Genomic DNA, 13725 nt, shown 5'->3' on the forward strand with positions numbered 1-13725 from the left:
CAGTTATTTCAGATAGTTGATTTGCGTTTAATACCATAGGTATTTTTGTTAACTATATTGATTTAAAGGCACAGTAGTAATATCACGAATTATAAGTAGTTATCTTGACATAGATATTACTGACTTACTTATAGTGTAGTAAAGCACCCTGATTTAAATTTAGTTAATTAAAGCCATTTTAAGCAATCTTAATTTAACTTTCATGAAAATTATAAAAATCCAGAAGACTCTGGCGATATTATTTACCCTGAATTTTAGGTTAATCCTCTTCCGAATCTAATCATTTCGACATGGATTTATATGGCAGTGAACTTAAGAGTAAATAAACCTGCATCTATACAATATTGACTTATACATATTAGTAATTGGTTGCCAAAATGGCAAAATTTTCAGTGATGAGGAAGGAGAGACCGTGGGCCACGCTACGCCATTGACCGTAGGTCAAGCTAAGGGAACGGATATTCTGGAGGAGCGAGAAAATCCCGATGACCAGCAATTGATCAGTAAGGATGAATAAAACGATGACGACTGATCATACTATGAAACTATTTATAGTTACTGGTTTAACGTTGATTAGTTTTACAATATAGCACTACGCATTAAGCTTAGGACATTCCTAAACTCTGAAACTTAGTCATAGCTTACTTCTGACTTCTGACTTCTAACTTCTGACTTGCGCGTAGCGCTATATGCGATCGCGTCCAATCAAAGCATGTCTTGTGAATCCAATGGTGTCCTTTAGCTCAACTTCCTCTGACCGAAATTAAAGTCAATCATTATCATTCCAAATACTAGCAGTGATTTTCGGGATACTCTGGCGGGTCAAACCGAGGTATATTTTATAACCGATAGGTTTAAATCAATTTAATAGGGTTACAGTTGACGATTGACGCTTGAGTGTCAGGGATAAACGCTCAACAAAAAAACAAACTAGTGACCTCAAACAATCTAAAACGGAACTAGATAAGGAACTAGATAAGGAACTAGATATAGTTAAGCATCTTCAATATCTCAATATCTCAATTGATTTAAAACTACCGTTTAGGAGACTTGTTTTATTTGCCAATCAAGTATATAATAGTGAATGGAAATCACATCAATTTTAATCCTAACTGTTGAAACTCTTCTTAATAACCAGGGTAACTGGTCTTTTCTTACCACTAAACGTAACTAGTTAGTAAGGAGTCAGCAGTCAGCTCTCGGCTGTGGAGCTTCTCAAGAGAGGTGTCCAAAATAGCTCATGTCTTCCTGCTCAGATAGGTAGTACGGAATTATTCTGATCAGCAAATTCAGCACCATGTCACCCACAGAGGCGCTCACAAAATTCAGATAGGTACTACGGAATTATTCTGATCAGCAAATTCAGCACCATGTCACCCACAGAGGCGCTTGTCGGGCAAAAGCGATGCAGCGCAGCCATTGGGGAGCCAGCCCAGTCTTGGGGTTCCCTCACTCGCGCTTTGCATCAAGACAATGTCACCACAATCTAAGCAAAAATGTCACAAAGAGTACTCATCAAGGGTACCGTCAAACATAAAACTTGCCAACATACTAGATATATAAGTAAGCCCACCCACAACAGTCTTTTTCCCCGAGCTAGACTGTTTTACCCATCAAGGTGTAAGCTGAGCGGGAACTGGCAAGGGGTTCAGTCATTCATGTATAAAAGGTACAATAATCCCGCCGATGGCGGAGTATAACGACGAGTAAAGTAGAAAAAGACACAATAAATGCAGATTTTCTTTCTGATCTGGTTGGGACAACTAGTATCCCTTCTGGGGTCTAATCTTACCGAATTTGCTTTGGGTGTTTGGGCTTACCAGACCACTGGTTCAATCACCCAATTTGCCCTAATTTCTTTATTTATTCACCTACCCAATATTATTATCTCACCCATAGCTGGTACATTCGTAGACCGGTGGAATAGACGCTGGGCGATGATTCTCAGCGACTCCGTGGCGGGGGTTAGCACACTGGTGGTTATGGCTCTGGTGTTCTCGGGCAGGTTAGAGATCTGGCACATTTACCTAGTCGTAGCAATCAGTTCAACGTTTAAGGCTTTCCAGTTGCCAGCCTATACAGCAGCTACGACTCAGCTGATGCCTCAAGAACATCTTAGCCGTGCTAATGGCATGATGCAAGCCTCTAGGGCAACTGCCAAGATTCTTGGACCGACCTTGGCGGGTGTGCTGCTGGAGACCATCCACTTGCAGGGAATTCTATTAATAGACTTCATCACATTCATCTTTGCCCTAGCAACATTGCTAAGGGTTCAGATTCCCCATCTCCAGTCTAGCCATCACACTCATCAAAAGCAAGCCCACTTCTCTCAACTGCGCCAAGATCTAGTATCAGGCTGGCGTTACATTGCCAAACGCCAAGGACTACGAGGGTTGCTGATGTTCTTTGCCGTGGTCTACTTCAGTATGGGTATTCTTCAGGTGTTGTTCTGGCCACTGGTGTTAAGTTTTGCCTCCAGTGCTGAACTTGGGGTCATTTTATCTATTGGCGGTTGTGGGATGCTGATTGGTAGCTTAGTCATGACTACCTGGGGAGGACCCAAGCCCAGGATATACGGTATTTTTAGCTTTGTAATCCTGCAAGGCTTGTTCTTACTTTTAGGTGGGTGCCGCGCTTCTGTGAGCTTGGCTGCTCTTGGGGCGTTTGGTGTCTTATTTGCTCAACCCATTATCGTTAGCTGTAATCAGACTATCTGGCAGAACAAAGTCCCAGCTAATCTGCAAGGACGGGTCTTCGCCTTACAACTGGCCATCGAAAACTCGTTATTGATCCTTGCCCACATGCTAACCGGACCCTTAGTCGATCATGTTTTAGAACCGATGATGGCTACCGATGGATTGTTAGCAGGTAGTATTGGGCATATCATTGGCGTTGGTCCAGGGCGTGGCATGGGCTTGCTGTTGCTGTTGATGGGATTGCTGAACATTCTGGCAAGCTTTATCGCTTATCGATATCCACCTATACGGCGAGTGGAAAAGGAACTGCCGGATGCTATTCACCCTAACTTAGGTTTAACTAGTTCCAGTAGTGTTTGATAGCAAATCCGCTTCAAAAACCCCCGTTATGATTCCAGCATTCTTTCTCCTGTTCTCCTGAAGCTCCTGAAGCTCCTAAAGCTCCTCATGCTTTTTGCTTCAAAAGGGGGTAATTAACCCGGATTTGGTATGAAACGTTATTAGATTTGCCTGATCTGTTTTGCTGAGGATTTATGCAAAAATTGATCCATCCTCAATACTTTGGCTCTACAGATTAAACACGCTCTGAGTGTAATAGATTCTACTAACCTATGAAAATTGCTATTATCACTTCTGGATTCTTGCCTGTCATTGATGGCGTAACAGTTAGTGGATTATCTAGGCTACAACGACTGAGTCAGTGGGGACACCAGGTGTTGTTATTTTGTCCTGACTACAGTGCGTTAGAAGATGTCTATCCCAATTGGCGAGATTATACTGGTCAAATCCTGCCTGGGGTGAGAGTCATAAATTTACCAAGTACCCCATTCATGGACTTAGATTTTGAGCGTCAGGTGCGTAGAAGTTCCTATTCAATCCTCCTCCAGGAGTTAAAAAAATTCCAGCCCGATATTATTCATGTTGATGAACCAGAAAGACTGTTTTTTGGCTTTTTTAGAGTGCCTGGGGTCGCTTTTGCCAAAAAGGCTGGTATTCCCTGTGTGAGTTTTTTTAGGACTAATTTTCTCGACTATGCCGAAGATTACTTTTCTCTACCGTCTGTGGTCGTCGCTGGAATTAAATTTATTTTTAAAACCATATTGCTTTCAGTGTACAATTCTTATGATGTCACCTTAGTGTCTAGTCGGATTACCCATAAAAAAATTATCGATCTAGGCATTAAAAACACCACTTATGCCAATTTGCTTGGCTTTGATGCTAGTAAATTCTCTGCGGATTTACAGGAGGAACAGTTTTTCGAGAAGAACTATGACCTTAGAGGGGTTGACAGTAAAGTTAAGTTAGTTTTCTTAGGTAGGTTAACTCCAGATAAGGGGTGGGAATTTACCCTGAATGCCTTTTTACGAGTTGTACAAGAGGTCAACAGTGACCAAATCGCACTGATCATTGTTGGTGATGGTCCGATGCGGCATGAAATTGCTACCAGGTTAAGCAAGTTAACACCAAATAGTTACTTCCTCGGTAGAGTCCCACCGGAAAATGTTCCAGCTTTGTTGGTCAACAGTGATATTCATATCACAGCATCTGAGAAGGAGACTAGAGGGCTAACTATATTAGAAGCCTTCGCTGCTGGAATTCCTGTGCTCGCTCCTGAAGCAGGTGGGGTAGTGGAGAATATCCAAGACGGATGGAATGGCTTTTTGTTCACTCCCCAGAATCAGGAAGATTTCTCCGACAAGCTCAAAGTATTAATTGAGAACCCAGCGTTGCGACAGGAAATGGGTCGCAACGGTAGGGAGTGTGTTTCCCAATATGGTTGGGATGAGAGGGTTAAGAATTTAATCGGTATTTGGGAAAACCAGATTGCTTTGAAAACCCACTGATATCAAGTCCAGTTAATCAGTGACAGCTCCCACACTCACTCTTTGAGTTCAGTGTGGGCAACAAGCGCCAATCCAGCTATTGCTTAGGAGGCGCTGGGCTTTAAGAACGGACTGCCCTCTCTTGATGCAATAGCGAGTGGGGGAAACCCCCAAGACCGCGCTGCATCGCTGCCGCTCTGGTTTTTTGTTTAATAATGTTTGACCAACTTTCCAGCATTTTAGGCTTTGAAAGTCAGTACTTCCACTATAACACATCGATTGGTCTTTTGTGAAATACCCTGTGCAAAATTCATCCCTGGAGACGAAACCTTAGGATAGTGGAGCCTTAATCAAAAAGTTTTAACCCTTTTACGCATAACCGACTAACCATAAAGGCTCCACTATCCTTACGGTAACTTTAAACACTCATGCTGCGCATGTTCGTTGTGGGGCTTCTTTTGCCGGAAGCTAAAGAGAATAGCCTATCGCTTTTTGGTAATTGGTAATTGGTAATTGGTAATTGCCTATTACCAGCTAACGGATAGGATGAGCACTCCAATGGACTTGATATGATTGATTTGAGTTATCTGTGTTTAAGGTTTAAAAGTAGTCGGTTTCTGGCTGCGGCATTGGTACCATCTCAAAGTTGGATGGATCGCGAAGATAACGAATGGCATCTTCTTCTAAGCGGTAGGTTATATAGGATTCAAGGGTATTTGTGTGTTTTAGGGCAGAAAGATAGCCATCGATATATAGCCGCAATTCGTCGAAGCTATAACCTCGATTCCACAAATCGACTAGGGAGTCAGTAAGTTTTTGATAGCAGCGTATAGCTTGAGGATCTTGCAGCATAGTCTTAATAAATTTTGAGTATCAACACTAGTGGTATTGGCTCACTCAGGAGAAACTCGGATACGCCAACTTAATTTCAGTTTAGCAAAAGTAGCAAGTCCTCGATACTTTTCTCAATTATTTGTTATGTTAGCTAGACTAAATTGCATTTTATATGCTATAATCTAAAATGGTGAATTAAAATTACTGGTGACTTAAAATTTTTCCTATTGTCCCTTTGTTCCTCTGACCTGGTATATTTCGTGCCACTAGGGTGCCCCTAGGAAGTCGCATTTGAAAAACCCAAGCCACTATCAGTGTGATAAGTAGCAGTTGTTACAGAATGTTGATGTTGCTTTTGCTACAATTAAATCCCAACGGCTAAGGCTAAGAGGACTTTAATGTGCCGTGGGCTCAGTGAGAATTCAGATTATTGAAGGAAACCCTCATTTGCGATCGCTTCTAGGGTCCCACCTAAAGAAATCCGGCTATGGGGTGTACCAATCACAAAATCTTGATCAAGCCAAGGAAGACTTTCACCATCGCCAACCCAGTCTGGTTATCCTAGACTCTGATTTACCAGACAGTGATGGGGTTGAATTTTGCTGCTGGGTTCAGCAACAGCGAAAATCTCTAATTTTAATGTTGTCTGCTCGTAATAGTGAAAGAGATATCGTCACTGGTCTTAAAGCTGGGGCAGATGATTACCTGACCAAGCCCTTTGGTATACAGGAATTTATGGCACGGGTGGAAGCCCTAATCCGTCGCCTCCGCATTACGGTGGCTCCCCTGTCTCTAGACTACGGTGATCTCAAAATTGATTTAGTCCAGCGTCGTGTCCGCTTTAAAGAAGAGTTTATTGACCTGACTCCCCAAGAATTTAGCTTGCTCTACGTACTCGCCCAAGCAGAGGGAATGGCTTTGAGTCGGTCTGAATTATTGCGCCGTGCTTGGCCCAATGCTATTGACAATCCACGCACTATCGATACCCATGTCCTTGCCCTGCGCAAAAAAATAGAAACCGATCCTCGACAACCCAGCATTATCCAAACGGTTCGCAATGTTGGCTATCGGTTTAATCAAGGGATAAGTGATAATGATCTAAAATCTGGGACAGAATTGGCAACTCATAAGAGTTATTAGAGGTTGTTGGTTAATTAACCCTTAACCCTTAACCATTAACCCTTAACCCTTAAATCCTGATCAACCAGCGTCGCCGATACATCCCATAGAGAATCAACCACCACAACAGTACATTGACTATGGCAAAGATCAAAGAACCATTCATGGCTCCAGCCCAAGACCGAAACAGATTATCATAAATCCAAGTATAGGTACTCACAGCATTATCACCTGTCCCTACCTTAGTTCGATACAGGATCCGAACTACTAAGCCAGATGCGACAAACAGAAAAATCGCGTTTAATCCCATCACTTCTAGGGGCCATCCCCATCGGCGAAATCCGCGCACTTCAATAAACTCATAACAAGCAGCTAGTAACAGCATCGACCAAGCAGCAGCAAACACGACATAGGAACTTGTCCATAGCTGTTTGTTAATTGGGAACCAGAAATCCCAAACCCAGCCTAAACCAAGACAACCTAGACCAAATAGTACTAATCCCAAACTAGTACGGGACTGTATCGGTTGATGGCGTAGCCAATCCCCAACGAAATAGCCAGCCAAAACAGTTACTACCGCCGGTAAGGTGCTAAACAGTCCTTCTGGATCAAATTGAGCTTGTTTATATAAATGGTTTGTTCCCAATACCATACGGTCGATATAGGCAGCAAAATTCCCTTCCGGTGTCAGATTACCAGCACCATAATCAGCAACTGGTACTAAAGACATTGCTGCCCAGTACCCTAGCAAAACTATTCCGGTCAGTACCCACAAACCCCGTCGTCTTAGATTTAGCACTGCTACAGCACTAAGGAAATAGGCAAGACTAATGCGCTGCAAGACACCCATAATCCGAATAGTATCCCAATCGTAAGTCGGAAAACCATTTAGCAGTAAGCCTAGAGCAAATAGAATGGCACATCGCCTGCCAATACGCCAATATCCTTGGGATACGGATTGGTTGTTATTGGTGTACTTGACTAAGGAAAAAGCCATTGCTACACCAGCAATAAATAAAAAGGCAGGAAATACTAAGTCTGTGGGGGTAAAACCATGCCACTTAGCGTGAAGTAACGGGGGATAGACATAAGACCAACTTCCGGGATTGTTGACTAGAATCATGCTAGCCATGGCAATACCTCGAAAGACATCAAGAGAGGTTAGACGCATGATAGGCAAGAGGCAAAAGGCAAAAGGCAATAGGCATGCTAGCAATAGGCAATAGGCATGCTAGCAAAATTAAAATAACCGTCAAGGGTCAACTGTCAAGAAATGATTAAGCCCATTCTTGAGATGCTTTAGCTTCTGCTTGTACTAATCTCTCTCGCAACTGTTGCCAATTAATCTGCTCAGCGGTCGTGTCTTGGAGTAACTGAGTATCTTGTAAATACAAGACTCGATTACAAAATAACTCAGCCATATCTAGCTGATGATTGACCATCAAAATTGTGATCTGCTCCTTTTGCGCTAAATCGGTAAATACCCTGATCACCTGAGAGGCTATACCAGCATCTAAGGCTGAGGTTGGCTCATCGAGTAACACTATTCTTGGTTGGACAACTAGTGCTCGTGCGATCGCAACCAATTGCCGTTGTCCCAAAGACAGTTGTAACTCTGTACGCTCTAACCACTCCGCTGGAATACGCAGTCTCTCTCGAATCTCTTGTATCCGTTGTGCGTTCGCGTAGCGTGGCCTACGGCCAATCGCTTTTTTTGGTAGCTGTTGTAATACCAACGGATAAGCTAGAGCCTCCTGAACGGTCATCCCTAACAGTTTTGGTTCTTGAGGTACCAGCATGATTTGTCGGCGCAATTCTAGGACAGGGATATTCCGGATGTTCTGATTATCTAGGTAAATATTTCCCTGGGTGGACTCACTGAGTCGGTTCAACAGGCGCAACAGAGAGGTTTTACCAGCACCGGATGGTCCAATCACGCTGATGCGATCGCATTGGCTGACCTCGAAAGAAATATCAGTTAATATCGGTATTCCAGCTGCTTTAGCCCTGGTTGAGAGGGTCAGGCTTACCTGTTTGAGCTGCAACAGGGTATTAGTCAATCGCTTCGCTCCAGTTCAAAATTATCAATGTCTTGATGCCATAGCCAGTGGTTTTGGATCTTGATCAAGGTAACCATTCAGCAGTCAGCAGTCAGCAGCCAGCAGTCAGCCTAATGCTTAAAATAAACATCGAACAGGATAATTTAAAAGTTCGAGATTTTACAGAATTGAAAGTTTAGGGATTTGCTCATCTAAGTATTCAGCCGTTGGCTGTTCGCGCAGCGTGCGCATTAGCTGATAGCTGATAGCTGTTCGCGTAGCGTGCGCGTAGCGCATTAGCTGATAGCTTACATCAAACCTTGATTAATAGCTGTGGTTATTGTCCAGCCATCTACCAGTAATAGCAAGAGGGTGAATCCAAACAAAATTAGATACATCCAAGGCTGGGCTAGGGGACGAATATCGGTAGTATCTATCCCGGTATAGTTTTGTACTAACTTAACTAAGCGATTAAATCCCACTACTCGCATTGGCAGCAAGTAAGCTTGGTCAGAAGACTGGCTAATGAAATAGTAAACAAGTCCCCCTTGACCTGTGGTGCGCATTTTCAAGTCTTTCACCTCTTTCCAGTCTAATTGCCAACCTTTGCGAAAGAATCGGGGCACCCAATTGGGATAAGCCACCTGAATTTTTTCGTCATCTACAATCACCTGTTCGCTTAAAGCTCCATAGAGGGCTAAAAATCCTAAGCTAATGCCTACCCACAGGAGTATTGGGGATACTGGAGTCGATGATACTTTAGCTAAAAACGGTAATGGTATCAACAGCGCCCAATAAAATGTTATTAGGGTAATTCGAATTATAGGAGAAATCCGAAATACAGAAGGCCTATCCTGTTTAGTTTCAGGGTTAGTTTCAGGTTTAGTTTCAGATACTGTTTGTTGATTTGGTAACATAATTCAAAAGGGTTAAATAAGGGAATAGGGAATAGGGAATAGGGAGTAGGGAGTAGGGAGTAGGGAAGATGGTAAAATTTATGTTTACCTCAGGTGCGACCCGTGGCGAATTTAATTCTTAATGGATCAAGCGTACCTAATAGCTATGATAAATTTTAGATCAACTTAAAATTTTATAGTCGATTGACCGCATCAAAACTAATAGCCGAGAAAAAATTACCCCACGGTCGAGGTGGGGTGTGGCTCTATTTAATTAATTGGGCAACTGTTGACTAAACTCATCTAAAGAGTTAACCGTTAATGCTGTAGCCATCAACTCTTCCAATTGTTCAAGACTTAAGGCTTGAAGTCTGACATAAATCTCCGAAGGAATCTCCCCAAATCGTAACTTTAGTATTCGCTCCAAACTTTTTTCAATCCCTTGTTCAATCCCTTGAGCAACACCCTCTTGTAAAATTTCCTGATACCAGGGTGATTCACGTAATACTGTCATATCCCACCTCATAATTTGTTGAATTAACGGTATCTCTAAAACGAAGCTAGCGAAAAAAGCTAACAATGGTTCTAGTTGGTTCAAAGTTTGATCTGCTCTTAGGGCCTGGACGGCTGAGCGCAATTTAGATTCACTAGCACCTCCTTTTAAGATAGGGACAAATGGGAATAGGGGAGGCAAAGGTTGTCCTAATACTAATTCAGCATCTACTTCCCACAGATTAATTACCCGATAATCTTGACGTGCCTTTAGTCCCATGAATTCACTGTCGTAACAGTCTTCAATGGTGACGGTAGCTGGGGGTGGCAAGATATTAATTAATACTGGATAAGTGGATAGGTTATATTTCTCCTCAGCTAAGGCAACATAATTGCGCATGCGCTTAGGCATGGCCTGACTATAGCGCAGTTGTAATTCATTGAGAATCAAAAATTCTTGATGTTCAGGACTCTTTGCTTTGACAATTACGTCGCTTTCCCGACTAATCCATTGAAATTCAGCATCGAGTAACTGAGATGCCCGCACTTGGGGATTACCCGTTACCCATTGCACCCAGGCATTGGGGGCGAGACTGATTAGACGTTTGCTACCAATATCTGCAGGTTTTGCCATAGACAATTACCGAATCAATACTAATTACTGAAGAACGCCCACTCTACTTTGCAGAGCTGTTTCTGGGGTCAGACTAAAATTTGATTGCTGGGGAGCTGGGTCTCCCACACTTCCCACACTCCCTGCTCCTTAAGATTCTTCTTCTATAGGCTCGTCGTCTATAGGCTCGCCGTCTATAGGCTGGGCGTCTATAGGCTGACCAATATCGAAGATAATGATAAATTTCCTATCAGGCATCAGTCGTTTCAGAGCCTGCAAGTGACCTTCCGCATCAGAACGGTTGCGGAAACGAGCAACAACCACCCGCTGCATTTTCGGCAACAGGCGAACAACCACCCATGGGTGTAGGCGTTGAGAGTACGACATAAAATATTAGGTATCTCCTTAACTGGGGGTCTAGAGCCAGCCTGGGGTCCTGGAGAAACTGTCGGCTGGCTTTTACCGTGGAACGTTTTAGCGCCCACGGTAATTTTATTATAACACAAAAAACATTATATTATAACATTTTTTAAGAACTTTTGTAACAAATTTTTTAGGGAGCAGGGAATCGGGAATCGGGAATCGGGAGTAGTGGAGTGGGGAAAAATCCTGTGTAACAAATTAATTAATTTTTTAGAGAACTATGGGTGATGCGACCTTGGAGCCGCTTCCAATTCCCGATTTCCTAACTATTCCGGTATTAACGCAGTCGCTAATAGTGGAAACAACAGCACTTGACTTGCTACCCACCCTTACAATATTTACCACCTTTACCACGCTTTCCTCCCTGTTCCCTGTTCCCTATTCCCTGTTCCCTAAAAAAATAAGTTGCCAATTTGTCTTTTATCTATTAAACTAGTATTATAGGAATAGTTTTAGGAGAGTCAACTGATGAACAAGTGTGTTGGTACTACTGAAGCAGCATCTTTATTAGGAATTTCCTCTAGACGATTGCGGCAACTCCTAGAGAAGGGTCGCGTCCGAGGTGCCTATAAAACTGGTAAATTCTGGATTATTCCTCTGTTCAACCATTTGCCACAAATTACCAAAGGTACCCGTGGACCAAAGGGCAAATGGCGTACCAGTCGTCCCCCTGCTTTAGCTAAAATTAATGTCAATCGCAATCACATTGGCTCCAATATGAAGAAAAGTCCCAAAGACCGGAAGCCAGTGATTTCAGTAAAACGAAAGGGCACTAATCTCTACGGCAACGAGGTCGAAATCCTCGGTCCGTGTAAGATTGTCTATCAGCCGGATAATCCACTCGATTGTGGCGCTCGTTTGTGGATCGAAACTTTCAGTGATATTCACTTCATTTCTTGATGCAAAGCGCGAGTGGGGGAAACCCCCGCAGGTCGGCGCTGCATCGCTGGTGGCAGTTTCCCAGCTATAGCAATCCGATCTGATTCGTAAAATAAATGGGCTGTTTTAAGGCAGAAGGCAGAAGGCAGAAGGTAAAATAGTTTCAGGAGCAATAAATCGCTTCGCGACTCTTCAAAAATGCTCAACGTCTTCTTTAGTTAAACCAGTTGTTGCTACGATTAAATCGATATCAATCCCTCTTGCTTTCATAGCTTTGGCTATTTCTGTGGCTTTCTCTGCTCTCCCCTGCAATTTTCCGCCTGCTTCTGCCCCTTCCAGTAGGCTAATTTCATACCGTTTATTTTCCAGATAGTTCTGATAAGCTACTTTTTCTGGTAATGGTAAATTATCAAGTCTTAGCTTTTCCTTGGCTTCGGCTAATCCTCTGGCTTGGAACTCTTCCTTGATTTCACTATTCTTTAGGAAATAGATCCATTCATCTAAACTGTTTCTGGTTACGTTATCAAACTGGTTGACTCTCAATATATAATATTCGGGAAATATCTGATAGACTTGCTCTAGTTTGAACAACTCCTTCTGTAGGCTGGATAGTCCTAAAGAGTCACGATGATGACGACCTCGGAAATCTAGTTTCCCTTCATAGATGTAATCTTGTCCTTGTCCTAGAGTAAAGTAAACAATATTAATCGAGTAGACTTTTTTGAGTTTACTATAGGGCTCTCCTTTATCTAGATATTGGGTGAGCAGTGTGGAGACACCAAATAGCATTCGATGAAAGTAATCATTTTCGGAACTGTTTTGGACTTCGACGAGCAGTAACTCTCCAGCACTATTGAGGGCTAGAATATCGACCCGATTCAGTTTATTGTCTTCGGTGAGCCGATTACTTTCCCTGTCTTGATGCAGTCGCTCATGGGGAGGGGCTGTGTGCGGAACCTGCGTCCGCACCTTGTAAGCCCCGTGGAAACCCCAAGACCGCGCTGCATCGCCTTCTAAAATCGATTCAATAGTAATCTCTTGTCCTAGTAATTCGGTGATCAAGCCTTCTAGGACAACATAATTAGCTTTATCCCTCAGCAGTTTTTTGATTGCCCAGTCAAAGCGGATGTGTGTCTTGGCCATGATTAGTAGAATTAGGAGTAGGGAGTAGGGAGTAGGGAATAGCGGATCTGGGAAAAAATTCTCTGTACCTCATTAATATAAAAAATACTATAGTATAAAAGCTCTAGTTAACAAGCAGTGTTAACTCAAAAATTCATTAATTTTATTATAGGTGGGATTTACTTTATTGAGTTTAAAAATAACTCTACCGGTAACACTAGTTACTGCTTAGTTTAGTAATCTGCTCTACTAATGATGGATAAATTTACTTTATCGATAAACTCAGGTGTGTTTTTGATTTCCCGAGTAACTTTACCCGTAACGATACACGTTTTTCAAGTACTATTTCACTGTTTTTATCCGCCGCATATAGTGTTTTTTTTTAACTATAGTTTAACTTTTTGATGATCTTTGCCATTGTTGCTCTACTTACTCTAATTTTAACTTTTTGTTCGAGCAGCTCGCACAGTTCTGATAGAGTTGCATCATTGCGGTGCGCGGCACCGTTATTTGTTTCTATTATTTCTACTAAACTAACTAAATGATCTTCGTTGAGTTTTGGTTTTGGATTGCCACCATAACGTCGAGGGGCTATGTCTCCTGTTTCTCTATATTGTTTCAGCAAATTCTGCACGAAACTTTTCGCTAGGGTGCATCTCATTTTTGCTGTTTGACTCGGTGGTGCGTTACGGGGTGGGCTATTTCAATGGTGGCGAAGAGGTAGAAAATCAGGGCGAGCCCACCCCTAACGCACCCTACGCAAAATTTACAAAAGTGAGATACACCCTT

13 protein-coding genes are annotated in these 13725 nt (G+C 42.6%); 5 read left to right on the top strand and 8 right to left on the bottom strand.

Translation table 11 applies throughout. The features are described 5' to 3' along the window. Nucleotides 1–1730: 1730 nt before the first annotated feature. Together F6J99_RS30775 and F6J99_RS30780 are read left to right on the top strand one after the other, a co-directional pair. On the top strand, nt 1731–3056 hold the full coding sequence (locus F6J99_RS30775; RefSeq protein WP_293118640.1) for an MFS transporter: 1326 nt from the start codon (nt 1731–1733) through the stop codon (nt 3054–3056). 251 nt (nt 3057–3307) lie between these two features. Further along, nucleotides 3308–4540 (top strand): glycosyltransferase, encoded by a 1233-nt coding sequence (locus tag F6J99_RS30780; protein ID WP_293118642.1) that lies wholly within the window; start codon nt 3308–3310, stop codon nt 4538–4540. A 579-nt stretch (nt 4541–5119) separates the two neighbouring features. Here F6J99_RS30780 and F6J99_RS30785 read toward each other — a convergent pair. After that, nucleotides 5120–5371 carry a DUF6761 family protein gene (locus F6J99_RS30785; RefSeq protein ID WP_075904034.1) on the bottom strand — a complete coding sequence of 84 codons (252 nt, stop codon included), beginning with the start codon at nt 5369–5371 and terminating at the stop codon, nt 5120–5122. 387 nt (nt 5372–5758) lie between these two features. Between F6J99_RS30785 and F6J99_RS30790 the strand changes: the two genes are divergently transcribed. Further along, on the top strand, nt 5759–6493 hold the full coding sequence (locus F6J99_RS30790; protein ID WP_293118644.1) for a response regulator transcription factor: 735 nt from the start codon (nt 5759–5761) through the stop codon (nt 6491–6493). A 49-nt stretch (nt 6494–6542) separates the two neighbouring features. On the opposite strand, the gene F6J99_RS30795 is transcribed toward F6J99_RS30790, so the two are convergent. Both F6J99_RS30795 and F6J99_RS30800 read right to left on the bottom strand, forming a co-directional pair. Beyond that, nucleotides 6543–7643 (bottom strand): heparan-alpha-glucosaminide N-acetyltransferase domain-containing protein, encoded by a 1101-nt coding sequence (locus F6J99_RS30795; RefSeq protein WP_293118658.1) that lies wholly within the window; start codon nt 7641–7643, stop codon nt 6543–6545. A gap of 106 nt (nt 7644–7749) precedes the next feature. After that, on the bottom strand, nt 7750–8532 hold the full coding sequence (locus F6J99_RS30800) for an ATP-binding cassette domain-containing protein (protein WP_293118646.1): 783 nt from the start codon (nt 8530–8532) through the stop codon (nt 7750–7752). A gap of 47 nt (nt 8533–8579) precedes the next feature. Between F6J99_RS30800 and F6J99_RS30805 the strand changes: the two genes are divergently transcribed. After that, on the top strand, nt 8580–8711 hold the full coding sequence (locus tag F6J99_RS30805; protein ID WP_293118648.1) for a hypothetical protein: 132 nt from the start codon (nt 8580–8582) through the stop codon (nt 8709–8711). Nucleotides 8712–8819: 108 nt separating this feature from the next. On the opposite strand, the gene F6J99_RS30810 is transcribed toward F6J99_RS30805, so the two are convergent. From F6J99_RS30810 to F6J99_RS30820, 3 genes are all read right to left on the bottom strand, one after another. Then, nucleotides 8820–9428 carry a hypothetical protein gene (locus tag F6J99_RS30810; protein ID WP_293118650.1) on the bottom strand — a complete coding sequence of 203 codons (609 nt, stop codon included), beginning with the start codon at nt 9426–9428 and terminating at the stop codon, nt 8820–8822. A 253-nt stretch (nt 9429–9681) separates the two neighbouring features. After that, complete coding sequence (locus F6J99_RS30815) at nt 9682–10533, bottom strand: DUF4351 domain-containing protein (RefSeq protein WP_293118652.1); 852 nt, start codon at nt 10531–10533, stop codon at nt 9682–9684. Nucleotides 10534–10662: 129 nt separating this feature from the next. Beyond that, nucleotides 10663–10899, bottom strand: coding sequence for a hypothetical protein (locus tag F6J99_RS30820; protein WP_293068228.1), 237 nt, complete (start codon nt 10897–10899; stop codon nt 10663–10665). Nucleotides 10900–11403: 504 nt separating this feature from the next. Here F6J99_RS30820 and F6J99_RS30825 point away from each other — a divergent pair. Further along, nucleotides 11404–11835 (top strand): DNA-binding protein, encoded by a 432-nt coding sequence (locus tag F6J99_RS30825; RefSeq protein WP_071106764.1) that lies wholly within the window; start codon nt 11404–11406, stop codon nt 11833–11835. 171 nt (nt 11836–12006) lie between these two features. Here the strand turns inward: F6J99_RS30825 and F6J99_RS30830 are convergent, their stop codons facing one another. Further along, nucleotides 12007–12957, bottom strand: a complete 951-nt coding sequence (locus F6J99_RS30830) for an Rpn family recombination-promoting nuclease/putative transposase (RefSeq protein WP_293118654.1) — start codon at nt 12955–12957, stop codon at nt 12007–12009. 361 nt (nt 12958–13318) lie between these two features. After that, the gene (locus F6J99_RS30835; RefSeq protein WP_293118656.1) at nt 13319–13597 is read right to left on the bottom strand and encodes a hypothetical protein; all 279 of its coding nucleotides are present in this window, start codon (nt 13595–13597) and stop codon (nt 13319–13321) included. Nucleotides 13598–13725 lie beyond the last annotated feature (128 nt).

Origin of the sequence: Moorena sp. SIO4G3 (assembly GCF_010692305.1) — a bacterium.
GTDB lineage: Bacteria > Cyanobacteriota > Cyanobacteriia > Cyanobacteriales > Coleofasciculaceae > Moorena > Moorena producens_A.

Coding starts and splice junctions, on each gene's coding strand:
- F6J99_RS30775 (WP_293118640.1), top strand. CDS start 1,731: ATGCAGATTTTCTTTCTGATCTGGTTGGGACAACTAGTATCCCTTCTG.
- F6J99_RS30780 (WP_293118642.1), top strand. CDS start 3,308: ATGAAAATTGCTATTATCACTTCTGGATTCTTGCCTGTCATTGATGGC.
- F6J99_RS30785 (WP_075904034.1), bottom strand. CDS start 5,371: ATGCTGCAAGATCCTCAAGCTATACGCTGCTATCAAAAACTTACTGAC.
- F6J99_RS30795 (WP_293118658.1), bottom strand. CDS start 7,643: ATGCGTCTAACCTCTCTTGATGTCTTTCGAGGTATTGCCATGGCTAGC.
- F6J99_RS30810 (WP_293118650.1), bottom strand. CDS start 9,428: ATGTTACCAAATCAACAAACAGTATCTGAAACTAAACCTGAAACTAAC.
- F6J99_RS30815 (WP_293118652.1), bottom strand. CDS start 10,533: ATGGCAAAACCTGCAGATATTGGTAGCAAACGTCTAATCAGTCTCGCC.
- F6J99_RS30820 (WP_293068228.1), bottom strand. CDS start 10,899: ATGTCGTACTCTCAACGCCTACACCCATGGGTGGTTGTTCGCCTGTTG.
- F6J99_RS30825 (WP_071106764.1), top strand. CDS start 11,404: ATGAACAAGTGTGTTGGTACTACTGAAGCAGCATCTTTATTAGGAATT.
- F6J99_RS30830 (WP_293118654.1), bottom strand. CDS start 12,957: ATGGCCAAGACACACATCCGCTTTGACTGGGCAATCAAAAAACTGCTG.
- F6J99_RS30835 (WP_293118656.1), bottom strand. CDS start 13,597: ATGAGATGCACCCTAGCGAAAAGTTTCGTGCAGAATTTGCTGAAACAA.